At 40.9% G+C, this 19019-nt stretch carries 24 protein-coding genes and 2 tRNA genes; 8 read left to right on the forward strand and 18 right to left on the reverse strand.

The genetic code is table 11. The features are described 5' to 3' along the window. Positions 1 to 134 precede the first annotated feature (134 nt). Positions 135 to 305 (reverse strand): small, acid-soluble spore protein, alpha/beta type, encoded by a 171-nt coding sequence (locus FRZ06_09910; GenBank protein ID QOX63643.1) that lies wholly within the window; start codon positions 303 to 305, stop codon positions 135 to 137. 113 nt (positions 306 to 418) lie between these two features. Beyond that, positions 419 to 634: an alpha/beta-type small acid-soluble spore protein gene (locus tag FRZ06_09915; protein ID QOX63644.1), complete on the reverse strand. Its 216-nt coding sequence runs from the start codon at positions 632 to 634 to the stop codon at positions 419 to 421. A 498-nt stretch (positions 635 to 1132) separates the two neighbouring features. On the opposite strand from FRZ06_09915, the gene FRZ06_09920 reads away from it, so the two are divergent. Further along, positions 1133 to 1960, forward strand: coding sequence for a Ku protein (locus FRZ06_09920; protein ID QOX63645.1), 828 nt, complete (start codon positions 1133 to 1135; stop codon positions 1958 to 1960). A 115-nt stretch (positions 1961 to 2075) separates the two neighbouring features. On the opposite strand, the gene FRZ06_09925 is transcribed toward FRZ06_09920, so the two are convergent. Both FRZ06_09925 and FRZ06_09930 read right to left on the reverse strand, forming a co-directional pair. Further along, positions 2076 to 2348 carry a hypothetical protein gene (locus FRZ06_09925; protein ID QOX63646.1) on the reverse strand — a complete coding sequence of 91 codons (273 nt, stop codon included), beginning with the start codon at positions 2346 to 2348 and terminating at the stop codon, positions 2076 to 2078. Between the two features lie 43 nt (positions 2349 to 2391). Continuing rightward, positions 2392 to 2808, reverse strand: a complete 417-nt coding sequence (locus tag FRZ06_09930; protein QOX63647.1) for a DUF4418 family protein — start codon at positions 2806 to 2808, stop codon at positions 2392 to 2394. A 206-nt stretch (positions 2809 to 3014) separates the two neighbouring features. Here FRZ06_09930 and FRZ06_09935 point away from each other — a divergent pair, with 206 nt between their 5' ends. Then, positions 3015 to 3629, forward strand: coding sequence for a hypothetical protein (locus tag FRZ06_09935; GenBank protein QOX63648.1), 615 nt, complete (start codon positions 3015 to 3017; stop codon positions 3627 to 3629). 106 nt (positions 3630 to 3735) lie between these two features. Here the strand turns inward: FRZ06_09935 and FRZ06_09940 are convergent, their stop codons facing one another. After that, complete coding sequence (locus tag FRZ06_09940) at positions 3736 to 4392, reverse strand: hypothetical protein (GenBank protein ID QOX63649.1); 657 nt, start codon at positions 4390 to 4392, stop codon at positions 3736 to 3738. Positions 4393 to 4555: 163 nt separating this feature from the next. On the opposite strand from FRZ06_09940, the gene FRZ06_09945 reads away from it, so the two are divergent. The 5 genes from FRZ06_09945 (at position 4556) to FRZ06_09965 (ending at position 7390) form a co-directional block, all read left to right on the forward strand. Further along, positions 4556 to 4632 (forward strand) — tRNA-Pro (locus tag FRZ06_09945). A gap of 31 nt (positions 4633 to 4663) precedes the next feature. Next, a tRNA-Pro gene (locus FRZ06_09950) sits at positions 4664 to 4741 on the forward strand. A 354-nt stretch (positions 4742 to 5095) separates the two neighbouring features. Next, positions 5096 to 6319, forward strand: a complete 1224-nt coding sequence (locus FRZ06_09955) for an SPFH domain-containing protein (protein QOX63650.1) — start codon at positions 5096 to 5098, stop codon at positions 6317 to 6319. 7 nt (positions 6320 to 6326) lie between these two features. Beyond that, entirely contained in the window at positions 6327 to 6758 is a 432-nt protein-coding gene (locus FRZ06_09960; GenBank protein ID QOX63651.1) for a hypothetical protein, read from the forward strand. A gap of 2 nt (positions 6759 to 6760) precedes the next feature. Then, positions 6761 to 7390 (forward strand): hypothetical protein, encoded by a 630-nt coding sequence (locus tag FRZ06_09965; protein ID QOX63652.1) that lies wholly within the window; start codon positions 6761 to 6763, stop codon positions 7388 to 7390. 121 nt (positions 7391 to 7511) lie between these two features. Here the strand turns inward: FRZ06_09965 and FRZ06_09970 are convergent, their stop codons facing one another. Beyond that, the gene (locus FRZ06_09970; GenBank protein ID QOX63653.1) at positions 7512 to 8003 is read right to left on the reverse strand and encodes a prolyl-tRNA synthetase associated domain-containing protein; all 492 of its coding nucleotides are present in this window, start codon (positions 8001 to 8003) and stop codon (positions 7512 to 7514) included. 651 nt (positions 8004 to 8654) lie between these two features. Here FRZ06_09970 and FRZ06_09975 point away from each other — a divergent pair. Next, positions 8655 to 8867 (forward strand): cold-shock protein, encoded by a 213-nt coding sequence (locus tag FRZ06_09975; protein ID QOX63654.1) that lies wholly within the window; start codon positions 8655 to 8657, stop codon positions 8865 to 8867. A 186-nt stretch (positions 8868 to 9053) separates the two neighbouring features. Here the strand turns inward: FRZ06_09975 and FRZ06_09980 are convergent, their stop codons facing one another. From FRZ06_09980 to FRZ06_10035, 12 genes are all read right to left on the reverse strand, one after another. Further along, a complete protein-coding gene (locus FRZ06_09980) occupies positions 9054 to 9263 on the reverse strand; it encodes a hypothetical protein (GenBank protein ID QOX63655.1) in 210 nt (69 codons plus the stop codon). A 120-nt stretch (positions 9264 to 9383) separates the two neighbouring features. Then, on the reverse strand, positions 9384 to 9713 hold the full coding sequence (locus tag FRZ06_09985; GenBank protein QOX63656.1) for a hypothetical protein: 330 nt from the start codon (positions 9711 to 9713) through the stop codon (positions 9384 to 9386). A 150-nt stretch (positions 9714 to 9863) separates the two neighbouring features. Then, the gene (locus tag FRZ06_09990; GenBank protein ID QOX63657.1) at positions 9864 to 10100 is read right to left on the reverse strand and encodes a phage holin; all 237 of its coding nucleotides are present in this window, start codon (positions 10098 to 10100) and stop codon (positions 9864 to 9866) included. An 89-nt stretch (positions 10101 to 10189) separates the two neighbouring features. After that, the gene (locus tag FRZ06_09995; GenBank protein QOX63658.1) at positions 10190 to 10858 is read right to left on the reverse strand and encodes a hypothetical protein; all 669 of its coding nucleotides are present in this window, start codon (positions 10856 to 10858) and stop codon (positions 10190 to 10192) included. A gap of 259 nt (positions 10859 to 11117) precedes the next feature. Further along, positions 11118 to 11513: a hypothetical protein gene (locus FRZ06_10000; GenBank protein ID QOX63659.1), complete on the reverse strand. Its 396-nt coding sequence runs from the start codon at positions 11511 to 11513 to the stop codon at positions 11118 to 11120. A gap of 12 nt (positions 11514 to 11525) precedes the next feature. Beyond that, positions 11526 to 12092 (reverse strand): hypothetical protein, encoded by a 567-nt coding sequence (locus FRZ06_10005; protein QOX63660.1) that lies wholly within the window; start codon positions 12090 to 12092, stop codon positions 11526 to 11528. A 12-nt stretch (positions 12093 to 12104) separates the two neighbouring features. Continuing rightward, on the reverse strand, positions 12105 to 13238 hold the full coding sequence (locus tag FRZ06_10010) for a hypothetical protein (protein QOX63661.1): 1134 nt from the start codon (positions 13236 to 13238) through the stop codon (positions 12105 to 12107). A 55-nt stretch (positions 13239 to 13293) separates the two neighbouring features. After that, positions 13294 to 14085 carry a DUF2313 domain-containing protein gene (locus FRZ06_10015; GenBank protein ID QOX63662.1) on the reverse strand — a complete coding sequence of 264 codons (792 nt, stop codon included), beginning with the start codon at positions 14083 to 14085 and terminating at the stop codon, positions 13294 to 13296. A 2-nt stretch (positions 14086 to 14087) separates the two neighbouring features. Further along, positions 14088 to 15125: a baseplate J/gp47 family protein gene (locus tag FRZ06_10020; GenBank protein ID QOX63663.1), complete on the reverse strand. Its 1038-nt coding sequence runs from the start codon at positions 15123 to 15125 to the stop codon at positions 14088 to 14090. A gap of 226 nt (positions 15126 to 15351) precedes the next feature. Beyond that, entirely contained in the window at positions 15352 to 15615 is a 264-nt protein-coding gene (locus FRZ06_10025) for a hypothetical protein (protein ID QOX63664.1), read from the reverse strand. 2 nt (positions 15616 to 15617) lie between these two features. Then, on the reverse strand, positions 15618 to 18467 hold the full coding sequence (locus FRZ06_10030; GenBank protein ID QOX63665.1) for a phage tail protein: 2850 nt from the start codon (positions 18465 to 18467) through the stop codon (positions 15618 to 15620). After that, complete coding sequence (locus FRZ06_10035) at positions 18467 to 19018, reverse strand: DUF2313 domain-containing protein (protein QOX63666.1); 552 nt, start codon at positions 19016 to 19018, stop codon at positions 18467 to 18469. The genes FRZ06_10030 and FRZ06_10035 overlap by 1 nt, the downstream gene beginning before the upstream one ends. Position 19019: the final 1 nt, after the last annotated feature.

Genomic DNA, 19019 nt, shown 5'->3' on the forward strand with positions numbered 1-19019 from the left:
TAAGAAAAGCGAGGAAGACTTTCCCCGCTTTTGGATCAACTCAGTCCATTTTCATTATGTCACTAAGCGAATGAATTATCAAGATAAAACTTGAGTAATTGTAGTATTGATACCGGTTACAAACCGATACAATTTTAGTTCTTTGTTTTTTCAGCCAATTCCACCAGGGTTCTCGTAATGTCGCCGTTTGACCTAGAAGAAACGATTCCCCGATCAATATCTTCAAAGCTTTTCACTCCGTATTGTGATGCGATCTCAGATTTCATGCGTTCAATTACAGCACTCTGTCTTAACGGAAGCTTCATACTTATCCCTCCTCTGGTTACCCCTAACGGGAGATTATCTTCGAATTATAAAATCAGCTTATGGAATATAAAATTTCATAAGCTGATTTATCTTTAAACTATCGATTTTTTATTTATCTACCTGAGAGCTGCTGTTCAGCCATTTCGACTAATCTCTTAGTCATATAACCGCCAACGTAACCGTTCTGACGAGCAGTAAGGTTTCCTTTATCCAGTGTATCGTAACCGGAAATTCCAAGTTCATTAGCGATTTCAGTTTTCATGTTGTTTAATCCGTTTTTAGCACTTGGCTTAACGGGGGTATTGCTGCTATTGTTGAAACTTGCCATTCGTTTTCACCTCCTTTGTGGTATTAATTTAACCTGTAGACGATTTTATATTACAAGTAAATTTTTCATGTTCTGTATGAGATTTCTTGCCTCATGAAATGATTCAACAAGTGATTCACTTCAAATTTGTAATCGTCTTACGTTACTATTATTTCTGGTCATCCGATTTTTATTTCACTCATTTGTTTCCATATTATATAACTCTTTCCGGCCCCGAAGCTGTAATCTTTTTTCTCCTCACTTGACAAAATAGGCTCCAACTCTTTATTTGCAATGGATTTCACAATTTTTGCAGCTGATATCCATCCCAAGGCCTTGGCTCATGAACATAAATAGAATAATTTTCCTGTTCGTTTCAAATACTAATGAAAGGCTGATCTAATGCAAGATGAACAGAAAGCCGTGAAACTTTTTCAATTAGCAGATATAAAACGTGTCTTGAATTAATCAGTGTTACACACCAATTCTTTTGTAAATCAATGAAAGGAGCAAGTTATTATGGCAGTATCGCATAAAGGTGCAATTTCATTTGGACTTGTTTACATTCCTGTAGCACTTTATACGGCGACACAGGACAATGATATTCATTTCAACCAGCTGCACAAGGAGGATCATTCCCGAATCAGATACAAAAAAACCTGCGGACACTGCGGCAAGGAAGTGACTAGCGGAGATATTATTAAGGGATTCGAATACGATAAGGACAAGTATGTTGTGGTCAACGATGAGGACTTTGAAAAGATTAAAACGGAAAAGGATAAGACAATTCAAATTATTCATTTTGCCGATCTTGCTACCATCAATCCCATTTATTACGAGAAGTCTTATCATACGATACCTGAAACCGGCGGTGAAAAAGCCTTTGAACTGCTTCGAACGGCCATGAAAGAAGAAAACAAGGTTGCTATCGCAAAAACAGTTATGGGAAATAAGGAAACACTTCTTGCAGTGATTCCAGCAGGGGATAACATTCTGATTAATACCATGTTTTTTGAAGATGATATCAAGGAAATTCCAAAATCATTTGCAAAACCCGCTCTTAATGAAAGCGAGCTAACCATGGCAAAGACTCTGATTCAGTCAATGGCGCAGCCTTTCGATCCTGCACTCTATAAAGATGAGTATCAGGAACGACTTAGAGATCTGATCCAGCAAAAGATTTCGGGAAAAGAAATTGTTGCTGCAAGACAGGATGCGCCGAGCAATGTCATCGATTTAATGGAAGCTCTAAAGAAAAGCTTGGAGCAAAGCCAAGGAAAAGCAGCACCAAGTATGGCCCCAAATATTATGGGAACTCCGCCCCAGCAAAACCAGCCGGGTGCTTAGCTGCGGAACGCAGATACTCAGCAAAAGAACGCGTACGTTACTAGAAAACAGACAAGGCCGGTGATGCTTTATCACACGCATCATCGGCCTCGCTTTGCATTCATCTCTCAAGAAATCAGTAGTTATTGCTTTGGTTATCGTGATAAGGAAGTGATCCTTTCGCTTTTTCCAGCATTTCACGGTAATGGCCATCATCTTCACTTTGAAGCGTCTCATGTCCGATTGCCTGGTACATCTGTCTGGTCACATTTCCATTATCCGATATCTGTGCCATTGCCGGATCCGAATCAGTTCCTCCCTCGGCCATTAGCCTGTCTGACTTCTTTGCAATTTCGATCTCTTCTCTTTTTCGTTGCAGCTCCGTCAATTTTTTTAAACGCTCATCCATTTTTCATCGCCTCCTGAAAATAATATAACCAGGAGGCCGACGACTATGTATTTTTCTTCTGTAATAGATAGATCACATTTATGAACGCAATCACGGCAACCGCAATTCCAAGTCCTGTCATAACTGGCGGTGTCAGCGGACTGCAGGTGCATCCCGAGCAGCAGTCACCAGCGCAAAATCCGATCAATACTTTTGCAATGAGAGTTGAAAGGATCCCCACCATGCCCAGAGCAGCACTTACGCCAAGCCTGACATCCCTCGATTCAGAGAAGATCAATAGAATAGAAAGAAATAGAATTAAAACACCTACGCCAAACTCAGCCTTTGCTGCCCAGCTGCATTTCATAGCCATTCTCTGACAGAGCTCGCAAATCTGCAGCGGTGTAAAATTGGGCACTGCCGCAATTAACACTCCCAAAATTGCTGTTGAAACACCTGCTAGAATTTTGTTTATCAAGATTCATCCCTCCTGTAATTTATTTTAAGAAAATGCCGATTCAATAAAATTTGCATCTGAAAGGAAATGGCATTTCCATAGGCTAGTACAAATTTATTCCGAAAGGGTTCACTGTATGTGTCCATCTATAAAGTTTTTCTGATTCTTGCCGATAAATTGTATACAGGATGCTTGATACAAGGCGAATTCTTTGGAGGGAGGATTAAAAAATGATTCATAAAGTAAATGGAAGCCAGCCATATCGGCCGGCAAATGATTTAAAAGGACGCACACAAGAAAAAGACGAAACTGATACCTCTGCCCAGAATACAAAATCAGACAGTATTTCAATACGAAACAGTCAAGACCCCTCCGTAACCTATTCAAAGGTCACAAAAAACAGACTGGATACTTCGGAAATTGATGCTTTGAAGGCTGAGGCAGAAAAGGCAACGGAACATCTTAGAAAACTGGTTGAGCGTTTGATCCTGAAGCAGAATGAAAATGCGAAGAGCTCACTTGATTCTTCAAAAGGGTCTCAATCTGATTCAGCGTTGACGTTGGGAGACTTAGGCATCACCTCTGCTGATATAGAAGCAGCACAGAAGGCAATATCTGAGGATGGTGAATTTGGTGTTAAAGCAGTGAGTGATCGGCTGTTCAATTTTGCGGTAGCAGTTTCCGGAGGAGATAAATCAAAGCTTTCTGAACTAATTTCAGCCATTGATGAGGGCTTTGCCGCTGCCCAAAAAATTATGGGCGGTGAACTTCCTGAGCTTAGCAAGCAAACCTATGAAGAAACGATAAGAAAACTGAAGGAATGGGCAAAAGAAACAGACGCATAGAAATACGCGGAATTCCAAGCTCATCTTGTTTGATCTAGTCTGCCTTAAGCCATACCCAGGTATTCAACTGAGTACCTGGGTATTTTTGATTCATTACCGGGTGATTCTACTCCCCTTGATTTACTGGTTCGGGTGCTGTCTGTCCCGGATTCACCGGTTCCTGATATCCCTGACCACCAAGGGCCAGGTTTCTCGCTATGATCCCTCTCGCCATATAGCTTCCAATGATTTCTGCTACATCGTCCAGACGTCTGTGAATCTCAATCTCTTTTTCGTGCTCACCAGTCATCATCGCAACCATCTCGTCGATCACAAGTCTAATATATTGATACAGTAAGCTTTTCCAATGGTTTACATCCCAATACACATTAAGTGGTGCGATATATTCCGCGAACTCATCTGCAGTCTGATACAATGTGACCGTTAATTCATCGACCAGCTGCTGGTTGCCTTCCTTCAATGCATGAATCAGCCTCCATTGTGCAGTAATAAAATTGGTAAGTAAGTTAAGAATCTGCTGAGAGATTGCAGTTCCGTAGAAAATTCTAAATGCGCGGTAAAACTCTGTGGGGATTGTGTAAAGGTGATTGACTATTGCTGTTTTATTAGCGGTATCGTTTACTGTACTAAGAATCAAGGACCGCGTCCACATTGCGAGCTGAGACCACAGTCTCAGAAATTCAAGCAGTATATTCAGCTGTTCGTAAGAGATCAGATAACCAATATCGGGGATCGGTAAAGTTTCCTGATTTTTTTTAACCATTTTCTATTGACCTCCGCATAATATGTTGTATAATATGACGTGCGGCTTTAAATCGTTCAGCCTGCGGCAGCGGACTGAAAATGTGAGAGGGTCAACAAAGTGCATAAAAATTAGCTTCCTGCTCTTTACAAGTCGCCTTAAAAGTTATATAATTAAGTCTAATCGGGGTGTGGCTCAGCTTGGTAGAGTGTTGCGTTCGGGACGCAAAGGCCGCCGGTTCAAGTCCGGCCACTCCGACCATTTTACCAAAAAGAGCATATTATTCAGATTACGGGGTGTAGCGCAGCTTGGTCAGCGTGCTTGACTGGGGGTCAAGAGGTCCGGAGTTCAAATCTCCGCACTCCGACCAGATGAATAAAGGCAAAATGAAAGGACGGTTTAACCGTCCTTTTTGCTTGCCATGATGTTGATAATACGAATACTTTCACCATGACCGAATAATTATTGTTGAAGTTTTGGTAAAGCTGTCGTAAACTGTAAATGATTGCAATATTGATGTACCTTCTGGGAATGGTGCTTGATCAAGTAATTCTGATTTGATTGGATAGAGCAACAAATGATGTGACAGGTTAATAGTTGACAGAGAAAGTTGCTTAATAATGCACAATATGGGCGCATCTATTTCATAATATAAGAGACGGTTTGTTTATTGTCAGTACAGTCATACAGAGCAGCAATTATAAAATATAAGGATGGTGTAATAATGGCAATTGTTGATGTAGTAAAATATGATGGTTCACCTGGAGTTTTTGCTTGGAAATATCCAAATGTGGAACTTGGCACTTGGACGCAGTTAATCGTTAATGAATCACAAGAGGCTGTACTGTATAAAGGTGGGCAAGCGTTGGATTGGTTTGGCCCCGGTCGCCATACCTTGGAAACGGCAAACATTCCTATCTTAAACAATCTTATAAACTTACCTTTTGGAGGCCGTTCGCCTTTTACTGCAGAGGTCTGGTATGTAAATAAAGTCAATTCACTTGATGTAAAATGGGGAACGCCAACACCTATCCAATTACAAGACCCGAAGTACAATGTCTTTGTGCCTCTTAGGGCGTTTGGTCAATTTGGAATTAAAATTTCTGACTCCAAACTGTTCCTGACCAAACTTGTAGGAACACTACCCCAATTCACATCAAACGATATAGTAAAGTACTTTAGAGGTGCATATTTAGCAAAAGTTAAAGATGATATATCAGAGTACCTTATAAAGAAAAAAATATCAGTAATAGAAATAAACGCGTACATAAATGAAATATCAGAATCCTTGAAGGAAAATATTTTACCAATCTTTTCTGAATTCGGAATTGATTTGGTGAATTTCTATGTAAACGATATCAGTGTCCCGGAAGATGATTCGGCTGTAATTAAGCTTAAAGATGCTCTGGCAAAGAAAGCCGAAATGGATATTATCGGATATTCCTATACTCAAGAACGCTCCTTCGATACATTGGAAGGTGCCGCAACAAATCAAGGCTCAGGCTCAGCACCTATAATGGGGGCAGGATTAGGCCTTGGAATGGGAATGGGATTAGGCAGTAATTTCGGTGGAGCATTTGGCGAAATGGGGAAAAGCATTAATACGAATCAAAGTAAAGAATGTCCGCATTGTCGTAAGCAAATCGGTTCTGAATACAATTTCTGTCCGTTTTGCGGTAAAGATACCACTCTTGCCGCGAATCAAAAAGTTTGTCCAAAATGTGGATCGAGCAATAACAGCGGATTAAAGTTTTGCGGCCAATGTGGCAATAGCCTAATAAAAACCTGCCCGAAATGTAATGAAGCAGTTGACGACAAGCAAAAATTCTGCCCTCATTGCGGAAATTCCTTGATAAAAAAATGTTCATCCTGCGGATGTGAATTGGGGGACAACTTGAAATTCTGTCCGGAATGTGGAAAGAAAGTAGATGGTGATAGTAATGAGTAGGAGTATTATGACAACTGTTATTGTTTTCACTATCGCAATCTTGGTCGTCATCGCGGGATTTTTCCTGCTAGATATTGAAAAGATTGCACTTAACTACTGGGCGTTTGGCTCATTACTGTTCTCTCTTGCAGTTTCCTTGCTTGCAACGCTTGCGCTGGTTGCTCCAAAGGAAAACAAAGGCAGCGTTTTTTATACAGGCGGGTTGAGTAGCGCGATTTGGATTTACGAGATCATGGTTGTTATCAGCGTCTTCTTCACGAATAAGTTCGTGGAGCATATGTATCGATTTGTCTTCCTGGAAATCGCTATCAATGCATTGTTTTTTATCAGTGCTTTAGTTATTTATAACGTATCAGCTCGGCTACAATATAATGATGCAAAGACTTATAAAAACTTACAAAGCGGCGAATACAACAAACCAAAAAGAGGAGGATTTTAGGAATGGAAAAAAAAGGAACAAAATGGGGCTGGACTATTTTTTGGCTGATTGTTTTTTGGCCGGTAGGTTTATTTTTAGTCTTTAAGAAATTAGCAAGTGATAAGTCGGTATTGATGAGTGGGAAAACGGGCGGAATTTCAGCTGCTGGTTGGATTTTGGCGGTTATAGGAGTATCCGGTTTTTTAAGTGCTATATTCAATCCCGAAGCTGATCCAAGTGGAGCAGCTCTTGGACTTATAATGATTGCCGGAGGCGCTGTGATATTAAAAAAAGCATCAAATACAAAACGAACCGCTATTAGATATAAAAAGTACATAGATTTGGTTGTAAACCAAAATGTCCGCAGCCTAGACGATATTGCCTCTTCTGCTGGAGTATCTTACGATATTGCAGTAAAAGATTTGCAGAATATGATAGATCTTGGATATTTAAGGGATGCTTCTATCCATCAAGATACCCGTGAAATTATTTTGTATCAGTACGTGCCTGTTTTATATGCGCAAGAATCAACGAATGCTCAGGCTAGCGCACAGGAAGTTGCCGTCAAATGTCCCGGCTGCGGTGCAAATAATGTTGTTTTCGTTGGCAAAGTTTCGGAATGTGAGTATTGCGGAACACCGATAAATGCCTAACGGAAAATCTCTGCAACTAGGATCAATTGGTCCGGAGTTCAAATCTCCGCACTCCGACCAGATGAATAAAGGCAATTGAAAGGACGGTTTAACCGTCCTTTTTGCTTGTCATCTTTTAACTCTATAGTTCAACATATCGAACTTTATTTCCATGATTTGTTATTACAAGTTCGAGATCTTTCGGGCGAATAAACACTGTTGCTGTATTTTCATTGGGATGAATTCCAATATGCTCATAATCCAGAAGTGATTTGTCAATCATAACTTCAACTCTTATCAAATCATCATTTAAGATTCCAAAAGGGGTAACGGAACCCTTGCTCAAACGCAAGTACTCGCTTAATGAATCCTTGGATGCGAACGTTAGAGGGCGGCTCTTTATTTTCATTCTTAAATCTTTCAGATTTACTTTTTTATCTTTTGAAATTACGAGCAATATATAATGTTTTTTCTTATCATCCCTAAGAAAGAGGTTTTTTACAATCTTATTTCTATAGCTGCTGTCTACAACTTCCAATTCTTCAATCGTGTATACCGCAGGATGCTCAATAAGATCATAATTGATACCCAGTTCATTTAGCTTTTCGAAGATTATTTGTCTGGGCCCGCTCATATAATCAAGCTTCCTTTCAAAATTAGTGAAGACTGTCCCATACCAGAGCATATCATAATTTACATACGGTTACAACCAATAGAGAATACTCCGCACCCCTTATGACCACGCAAGTGCATTCGTCCTCAAAGTATGGTATAATGTACGAAATAGGAGGTGACGTTATGGACAAAAGAATAATGGAACTTAAATTATTGTCATATAAACAAGCACTTAAGAAGGCTCGCGATAACGACGACAAAAGTGCAATCAAAAATTGGACCCAAGACATTGCAGCTCTTCAACAGCAGATTGAAGAGACCATATAACTCAAAGCAGCAGGAGGGAGCTTAGGCTTCCTTTTTTGTTGCAACTTCAGCATCATTTGTTGCAACTTCATTACCATCCTGAAAAACGTATGGAATGCTCAAAGTTCGAGAATACGCCGATTTTTTTCAGTTGCTCAACAATCTGGATTTCACTTTCAGAATTTGATCTGTTTTTCATATTTGGAAAAATAAAATAATTTGACAATTTGTTTCCAATCATATATAATTAAAATAATTCTAAATGTATTAATTGATGCTGCAGGCTTAAGTCAATTTCCATTTTGACTTAAACGCTGTGGCTTTTGTTTTTGCACGGGATAATATTTTTAAGGAGGTACCTCTTATGAATAATGGTACTGTAAAGTGGTTTAACGAAGGCAAAGGTTTTGGCTTCATCTCTAATGACAATGGATCCGGAGACGTTTTTGTCCATTTCTCCGCTATACAAAGCGAAGGATACAAATCTCTGTCCGAAGGACAGAAGGTGACATACGACACCGAAGCCGATTCCAGAGATTCCAGAAAGATGCGCGCTACTAACGTTTGCGTAGCCTAATCTTTACAATCAATCCGCACCTCATAGGGGGGCGGATTTTTTACTGCCTTTTCTGGGTTATACAAACTAGTTCTAAGACATAAGTGGATTTCGTTCATAAGCAGTAAAAGGCGGTTTGTGACCGCCCTTTTTACTTTTAGACTTAAAGGTATTTGGTTCAAATTGATGTCTAACACAAAGCCAATTCTAACCTGTTTTTTTCCTTCGTTCCGAACGCTTCCCAAGGATCACGCCTAGATGGAAGGCCCTAATAACAATATCAAAAAAGCTTACTCTGTCACGATCTCGTGTTATGAAAATCAAATAATCGTTCGCTTCGAAAGGATACTTTTGTTGATCTAAAATTTTTATCAATGCTTCTGCGTTTGATTCGACGAATGTAGAGTTTTTAATCATAACGACCCCCCTTTTTTATAAAGCTTCCGCATCATTATTAATGCAGCATAATAATATCCTGCATGAAAGCGGGGGGTATTTTTTGTAGAATTTTGTCGATTATCGCAGCACGCTCTCTCGCTATGTTAGCGGCGGAGTGGGCAAATTATTAAGCTTCTCTATTAGTTCTTTAATTACACCATTTCCCCCTAGATTTGTATATTGACTAAAAAGCTCCGCTGCATTTTCCCGCTCGTAAATGGGCATAGATCCAGCTTCCATATATTTATTATAGATTTGAATGATCTCTGCTCTAAGCAAAGCTTGTACGCCCAATTCTGTAGCTGCCTGCCGTAGCTGCATCTTTTTAAATTTCATAATAATTCTTGAGAAAATTCCAAAGGACACCGTAGCAAGAATGCCACTGATCCATTCAGGCCAGTACCTTTCTATGTAAGTCATAATCGACATAGAATTAATCCGCAATTCCGGTAGTTTCTGCAGCAAAGTTTCTGACCGAAAAGGCCCTGTTTCTAGATGTGATTTTCCAATGAATCATTTCTTTCTCCTCTCATTCTATCCCAAGCTCGTCCTATCATATCAACTGAAAGTGTCTTGCTTTTATGATTGCTTTATCTGTTGCAACATCTCGTCTGCCTGAATTGCTGCTGACGTAAACGAATTATTTTTCCACCAGGCTGCAAGAGACGTGACAATTGTTGCTGTTGTCGTAACTACCAAATTAACAGTTTCATCGTCAATAGGTAATGGGCTGTGACCAGTGATCGTAAGCATCTGATTGATCAATGCAATCCCAAGACACATGGTTCTTATCACTGTTCCTTTTGAAATTTTCATCTTGTATTCCCCTTTCCACCCATGATTCCCAAATATTGGGTATGGCCTTGAGCCCCAGCCATTCAGCAATATTGAGGTTGGTCTTAAGCTCACGCCAACTCTGCAATATTCAACTTGGTTTTAAGGTCAGGCCAATAAGGATAGTCCCTCAAATAATCTATTGTCTGTTCACTTAAATGGAGCGGCCCTTCAGATAGCATTCGTTTTTCAACCAACTCAGGTGCCCATCTGAAACCAGAAATAAATTTCAGCGTCTTTTCCGCCAATCCATATTTTTGCTGAAACGCAGCACCTATTTCGATAGGCGCAAGCCGAGCCTTGATCTGTGCAAAGGTGAGTCCTCTTGTTTCAATTGGCTCAGCATGCCATGGTTCGCTGCTATAAGGATGCCAAAGCCCATATCGATTCAGCACAGCCTCTGGAATAACTGGCGTAGTTGAACTTGCTCTCCGAAAAGGAGGCGTGGAGGAGTCGACAGCCAGAGCCAAACCATGCCTGCTCGTATATGGCTTGGCAGCAGTCTGCTGCAATTTTCCGGCCTTATACATTAACCACAGTTCGTCCTGATCTGATTTACTGCGGTATCCTCCCTGATTGGTAACAACAATAACAACTCCGTAGGCTTTGGCCAGTGCCGCCCATCTGCCGAGTACCACCGGGTCAAGATTGTCCTTGTCTCCCGCAACATAGGCTGTGTGGTCTGCCATGGGATATGCATCCTTGCTTAGTCTGGATTTCCAAATGTATATTTCTGACATGTCATCTCCTTCCTTGTTTTAATTAAGGGCAATAAAAAAGTGTGAATTAAGGTATCGGAAAGAATCTATTCACACTGCAGTTTTTTATTTAAAATGTAATTCGTGAACCACTTCAAGCGTTCTTTTGAGTACTTAGTCAAGACTATGAAAGGAGCGCGTCTGCTTCTGCCTGCGTGATCCAACCCTTTTCGAGTGCTTTGGTAATCACATCTGTACTACCCGTTTTTATGTACAGTCTTTTAATCGTCTCGAACATCCTCTACACCCCCAAGCTTTCCATCACCAAGATATCTACAGTTTCCTGCATGGCTTCCAGCAGCAATTCCGCATAGGTTTTCTGGGCCATAACCACACTGTAACGTTCTTCAATTACTTCTGGCTCTGTTCCCGTGGCCGGAGTGATAACGACCGGAGCAAGACCCATGCTGACCCGCAGCGTGTAATTCTCATGGAGATAGGTTTTCTCCCCTTGCTGCAATGTGATTCTTTTTGTATTTTCCGGTTCTATAAAGAGCGTGTCCAGATGATCAAACGCCACAGCATCTTTGGAAAACTGAAATTCCAAGCTGTCCCTGTTTGCTCCCTGAAAATAACGGGTTTGACCGTTTACCAAAATTGCGTCTAATTCTGCTCCATTGTTTAAAATAACTTTCATGATTAATTCTCCTTATTCTAACCATATCTTCTTAATGGTTGCCGCACACGAAGATGTTTGGGTCGTGCTACTGCTGCCTTGCAACACTATGTAGTATAGCCCTGTATATGATGCTATTGGCAAACTTATTTCGCCGTTTGTCGACCAGTAATTTTGGGAGGCAATAAAACTACTAAAGGATCTCTTAGGCCCACTGGTTATAGCCAGCACAAGTTTTGCCTTATCTCCAGTACTTGTGATATTCACAGCAGCTTTGATGTAATTATAATTTTGCAAATCCAATGGAAGAGCAGTTTCAGCATATATATCGCTCCCGTTGTATACATGCAGGTAAATATTATCTAAATTTTTTGCGAGCGTCCCTCGAACCGCATATACATAGCCTTCTCTCCACCCGCCAGTTACGGCTGTATATTCGTTACCACAGTTATACAGATTCACTTTTGATTCAAATACCTTTTTGTTTGCCCCACCCAATCCTCGACACTGCTCCTTAATCTCCCTGTTGACGCCACCCACCCCTCTGTACTGCTCTTTAATTTCCCTGTTGATGCCGGTAACTCCTCTATAGATAGTCACAGTACCACCACCTTAATAAACCTGATGTTGCGCACCTTCTGCAAGCGCAGAAATAGGTGCAACGGTCGACATAGTTATGTTTCCCTCATGATACACCCGATACACACTGCTGCCAAGCTTGTACAGTTGCAACAAATCGTGTACTGGCTGCGAATACTGACCTAATGCAAACTGTGTGTATTGGGACTCGTTCTTATAGGTTCTTAGGTAAGTGTAACCTCCGGTTTCGAAAAGCCTGCCCGAAAGCCCACTAACCGTGTCATCCAGAGCTATAACCGGTGCAACTTTAACAATTCCCAGCGGACCTGATAAAGTGCCTCCAGAAGTTGGAAGAGTGCCTGACGGCACACCGCTCAAATCCACAACCATGCCACCATCTTTGTATTCAGCGCCGGAAGGCTGAGAACCGGTTTTAGATAATACGGAGGACCGAACAGAAGTTAGCGCATAATTATTACTTGTACCAGTATTAGTGTCACTTATCACATCCGAAGCCCAAGCGTACACGCCGTGCAGCTTAGTCGAAATAGTGCAATTAGTAACAATTCCCTTGCTGGAATAGGCTGCGATTCCAATTGCCATCAAATCGTTTGACACAATATTGCAGTAGTTCACTACAAAATAGCTAATTCGAGACATATTTATTGCCGCAGCTGATGAATTTCGTCCAATAACGTTGAACCCTGTAATAGTTATGTATATCGCACTATTTCCACATGAAATACTTTTAACACTTCGAGACGTCGACACCCGAGTATCTCCGTTAATATAAATTCGGCCTTTTCCTGTAAATCCTTCGCACAACACGTCTTCATTGTACGTTCCCTCTACAACGTTAATTGTAATGGTATGATTAACTATCGGAGGAATTGAATCTATTGCCTTTTGTAATGTCTTAAACGCGATACCAGAGGCTAGGCCGCTGTTGCTGTCGTTTCCAGTCGTTGTATTAACATAATAAGCAAGATCCGTTGTTGTCATTGTAGGCCTAATGCTGATTAAGTTCTTAGCCTCACTGTTATTCTCATCTTGTTCTTTCAGCTTGGCATCGATCTCCTGCCAGTTTGAATTCATGACAGTGATATCAGGAGGACTGTCTGTCAACTCTGGCATTATAAACTTATAATTTCCCGTCAATTTTGACATGGAATCACACTCCTTTATTTACTGCTCTTAGTTTTTTTATTTTTAATAAATTGAGCTAAGAACTTGGTATATACTCTCGAACGACCTGCCAATCCTCCCTGGAGGATAGGCTTGACCAGTCCGAAAAGTCATTAAGAATATCTCCCCAGGTAGCAAAATACTTTATTACGGACAACTTAATATGACTGGGTACCAAAGGTGCTAAAGCTCTGGCAATATCTGCATAGCGATAATTTTTTGTACTGTCTGGGCTGAGAACCTGTATCTTCAGTAATCCATAAGCCTTGTCAGGATTGCTCTCTTCTTCAGCACCAAAGAACGTTACAATACAATCACTTCCAGCAATCGATTTTACAATATTCCTTATCGCAGGCACGTTCAGCTTGTTTCCTTTTTGGTTTAGTGAGATCAGGTAGCTTTTTCTTTGTTCTAAAGTCCCTAACCCCTTCATCCCCAAAAAACTTTCCATTCTGGAAATAGAATAATTTGATGCGGTTGTAATAAAGTGGTTGGATTTAATTTTGGATATTTCATCTCCCAAGTGATCCAGCAAATCATTTTCTGCATTGAAAACAGAAGCTATTTCAGTTGTATCCGAAATAAAATCCGGCACATAACTTCCGAGCTGGGTATTTTTTTCTGTGCCCGTAAGAATATCAAGGTACATTTCATAGATGTCATCAGACGCATCTAAATTGGTTATGTTACCATCCTCAATAATTGTTAAGGTCATCTGATAATTTCCACTGGCATTTGGTGCATTTTCATCTCTGTTCCAAGTGTTATCACCATTGTTAACAAGAGTATAGGTAACTCCATCAATTGTGTATTTAATAAAATTGATCATGTTTATCCCACCACCGTTAAGTTAAGTGCTGTCAGCACAGGAATTTCATCTTGATTTAGTGCGATATCAGACGTTCCGGAGTTAATTGTCAAATTGTTCAGCTCTGCAATCGACTCACAGTCAAGTATGACGCTTCCGATCCTCATGTAGCTCACACTATTCTTTGAGAAAGTAACTGAAGCTAAATATTTTGTAATTGCATCTAAAGTTCCGCTTGCCTCGGAATATCCTTCGTTTAACGTTACATTAGCAGCAACCAAAATATTCTTCTGAGTCCCGCCAGTTACAGTTACTTTACTTCCGATCGGAGCTACTCCATTACCCAGTCCCTCAGACTTTGGGTCGAGATATTCCTGAAAAGACACAACCAAGGATGGTTCAGCCGGACGCCTTTCACGGTTTGTGATTGCAATTTTAACAGTATTGCCTCCATTCCAAAGAGGAAATACTTTTGCTGCCCCAATCCCATCATAATCTGATGCCCATTCAAGATACTGAGCCGCATTACCATTCTGCGAAGGATTGATGATGTATGATTTTAATCTGCTTCTAAAATCCTCATCCGATTCCGTTTCAGTGCCAGAAGTGATAATGTCACTCAATACAGCTGTAACTCCGCTTACATTACTAATATTCTCAAGAGTCCCTCGATATTGGTTACCGATTTCACCAGATTGTTCACAGATACCACGGTAAACATTCTCAGAAAGAAATTCTACAATTTTATATGTTGTATCCTCAAGTCCCCACCTTGTTCCAAGGTCAACAGCAGCGGTAGTTTCTACTTTTCGCACTGCATAAGTTGCGCCTTTTCTGGTCTTCCCATAATCCGCAGCCTTTTTGTCAAGATAGTCATTCACCGTAGTATCCAGATAAAAGAGATCTGTATAGTTGCTGAGGTTTGAATATATCTCAGCAAGCTTATATGCACATGGCGCAAGCGCGTCATAAACAATACTTCCTTCCCGTTTGTCCACATCAGAGGTTACACTGCCGAGCATTTCAGAAAGGATTTTGTCATAGGTCATAGCTTCAAACACGGATATCGCCTCCTGTTCTTTAATTTGCTACTGAGTTAGCACTAAGCGGTTATCACCTTTGCGGTCAGCAGTTCGACCAAATCAGTGTACTGATCCTGAGTGATTCTGTCATTGAGCAGGAAAACATCGAGCTTGACCTGCATTTCGTCCTTCTGGTCCTGACTCTTGTACGTGGTGTTGTCGATCACCTTTTTGCAATATGTATAGGTCATAAATTAATCCTCCTTTATAATCCAAGTTCGATCATCGACAGGCGAAAATCGAGATCAACAAGATATTCTTCTGTTGTTGGTTCTGGTGCTACATCGATGGGTTCAGGAGCCGGGCGGCTTTCAACATCATCCCTGATCCGTTGGATAAGCTCCAGTTCTTCTACCGTAGCCCCTTCCTCTGGGATGCAGACGATTGATCCGTCAGGGAGCGGTATGATAGCCACTCCCGCGGTATAGTTGGTTGTTGATATGTCAATCTCATGGTCTTTATATAGCATGGTTATAACCTCCCTCGGCAATCAAGAGTTAAATTTCCAGAAATAGACCCTCCGTTATTAAAAAGTGCTGCTCTTATGGTGGAATTTGAACCAACATATGATGCAAAAATCATAATGTGATTTCTACTTATGATAGGCGATGCTACAGAAAAAGAAAACTCTGACAACGGAATATTTGCTATTGTTGACCCATCAAAATATACAATCTGAGTAGGCTGAAACGTCAATATAGGCAGAACCTTTTTAGGAGTAATCTTTAATGTTAGTGTTAATCTTGCTTCAACCGCACTTCGATTCATAAATCTCCCTTGCCATGCAATATTATTAAAATACTCATAAGTACTTTCATCCACCAACGTATCCAGAGCGCTATCTGCTTTCTGCCGACTGTTTAGTCCTTCGGCAAGATCCGATACCGCACTCAGCACGTCCTGTTGATACTGCATCGTAATCGCGGTCGGCGTGGTGTGCATGGTTTTGAGAATTGGATAATCAACGGTATATACAGCATTCACATCGTAGTTTGTCGCCAATATAAATGCAGAGCTTTGTCCATTTGTTTCTGACGATGATCCACTTAATACTGTCCATCCACTATCACGAATCTGATTTCTATAAACACTATTTATAGTCTCTGCTTTTGACTTTAACCATGTGGCTGAACCACCTAGACCATAATTACTGTTTATCCTATAATAACTGTCAGCGGCTAAAGGATTCGCCACCTCCCCAAGCACCATCCCGGTATCCACGTACACGTAATTGTCCCCTTTGTCCAGTTTCGGAATGTCACCGTGGATATGGACGTTTACATCAGTGATCGGTTCGGGATTTGAAAGTTTGTAGTGTAGCTGGTAGCCTTCGTAGCCGGGAGCTATGTTGTTTTTGCACCAAGTTATAAGAGAGGTATTCGTTGAGCCGTTGTCGCATTTCATTATCTTCATTCCATTTGTAACAGGAGTATACAGGTTATTAGTCACAGTTATGGAATTAGCTGAAACAGCAGCTATAAGATCGTATCCGTATCCGGGAATAAAAATATAGTCACCAACGGCAAACTTGGTATTGCCCTCTCCGAGTGTGACATTAATCACTTTTTGGCCTGATGTGTTAGTACCAACAGCAAGAGATGTTACTGCACCGGTAGGTAATGAACCGTCCACTATGCTTACCCAGCCAACGTACCTCACTCCACTGTATGCTACAGCTTTCCACCCATTCATAAACGCCTTGACTTCGTCTGCATTTGGGTTAAACGATTCTCCCCAGCCAGTGGTTACATCATTTAGTCCAAGGTAGACGACTCCATTGTATAAGGCACCTTGATTCCCACCGTTTATTATTTGTATCTGGGGAATGATTGAACCATCGTAGCCAATCATTTTTGTTAGAGAGGTGTCATTTACGTTATTAAGAAAATTGGCTATTGCGATTTGCTTTGATCCGGCAAAATCTAAGTTATACGCACAATCATAGTCTTTACCGAACAGCGTCCTGTGTTTCCAGTTCAGTAGTCCAGATACTTTACCGTTCTCATATGTGAATGTATCATCAGAAGTGAACTTTCCCTCGATAACGCAACGATCAATTCGACACGGCTTGTATGATGCTGGAGCTGTGGTTCCTTCTACGAGCACAAAACTATCATAATAGCAAGTATTGGCTCCTGCATTGGTCATTCTAACCTTTACTTGAGTATTTGAGCCTGTGTTAAATGTGCCACCAGTGCTCAATGCAATAGTTTCAGCCATATTTACAACCTGTGCATTACTGTTTGTTCCTGATTTATTTGCACTAAAATAATAGTTTGTATTGGGCTTTACATTTACTACATTCCCTATATTATTATAAGTGGTAGTAACAAATTTAAACTTACCATTTTCAATTGACAGCGTCCCTGTAGAAGGGTCAAACGGCACCCACCATGCAATTCCTTCCTCGCAATTTCCATTCCTAACAAGGTTGTCATGCCGTACTTCGATATATGGGTTCTGGAGGCAAGCGTATGAGTCAACGTAGGGATATTTTTCCATGAGCTGGGCTTCGGAGAATGTTGCGTATTCAGTGGCGGTGATTTCGTTGATTTGGAATCCGTCAAAATACGCATATTGGGTGTTTGCTCCATCAATCGCAATACCAATAGAATTCCCAGAATTGACATCAGATGGGGACATTTTAAATCCAGACCTTACAAATTTACTTGTATCAGTTACACGTGTGGAATATGCGTCATTCCCGCCACCAACGTTATTCTTATAAACTCTTATCCCAATACTTGCATTTCCATTTTTCAGGTAAGCACTCACAAAGTAATATTTAGAATAATCTAATGTGCTCAAAGTATTTAAAACTTTTACGACTGCACCAGTTGTTGAAGTGAGTGTAGCCTTTATGCCATTGCTACCAAAAACTTTATTAGTTGAATCTAAAGTTGCCGTTACCTGATAAGTTCCCCACTTACTCACATCCTCACAGTTCCCATCCTTGCCAAGCAGATTTACGTAGCTCTTGCCTTGCATGGTAAATTTGGGGATTGATGTCATGCCGTCAGACCTGCGGATTACAGAGTTCATTCCGAGTCCAATAGAGGGAGACAATGTAACTCCACTTTTTATCGTCGAATTGATTTCTTCATCTGCAGCCTGCCGGGCAGCTGCCTCACTGCTGATCAAATCCCTAAGCTCACTATCCCCCGCACTCCTGGCTGCAGCTTCTGCCGACAGGGCATCAGCGTTGTTTTTTAATGCCGCGTCGATCAACTCATTATCGTTATTCAAGTCATCCCGCTTCATGTAATCACTGCCAAGCCATTGATTCAGCTTATAGTTCTTCGTTCTATTGGTGCTTGCCATTATGGCGCCTCCTTATATCTTTCAAATTCATCCCAGGTCAGATTCAGGGAATCCCAATCCTCCCATGTATTATGGTAGCTTTCATACTGATTCCAAGAGATCCATGTATATTCAAATAGATAAGCCAGATGGGCAGGCTTAATCTGCTCTATTGTTAAAATGAGGTCACTCATGTTTTCGGGAATACCTAGAACTCCTACAAATTTAATGACGAAACGATTGTTTTGAACATCCTCAATCACTTCCACCTCTCCGTTGGAATAGGATGCGGCAGTGTCAATGATCATCTGCTTTGTCACCGTACCGATGCCGGTCACTTTTGCCTTAATTCGTTCTCTCCTGAACGAACTGCTCTTCGAGACGTCCACATCCAAACCGCAGATCTGTTCATAGCGGCTCAGCAGGCTCAAAGATGTATTAATAAAGCACTCATTTGTTATTTCTTGAAAGCCTCCTAATACCTCTGTCAACTCATCGTTCACTATATTTTGCAGTTCTTCCATGGTTGAATTGCCAGCATAGACAGGGGGTAGTATTTCCATCCAGCTCATA

The organism is Clostridiales bacterium (assembly GCA_015243575.1).
Lineage (GTDB): Bacteria > Bacillota > Clostridia > Peptostreptococcales > Anaerovoracaceae > Anoxybacterium > Anoxybacterium hadale.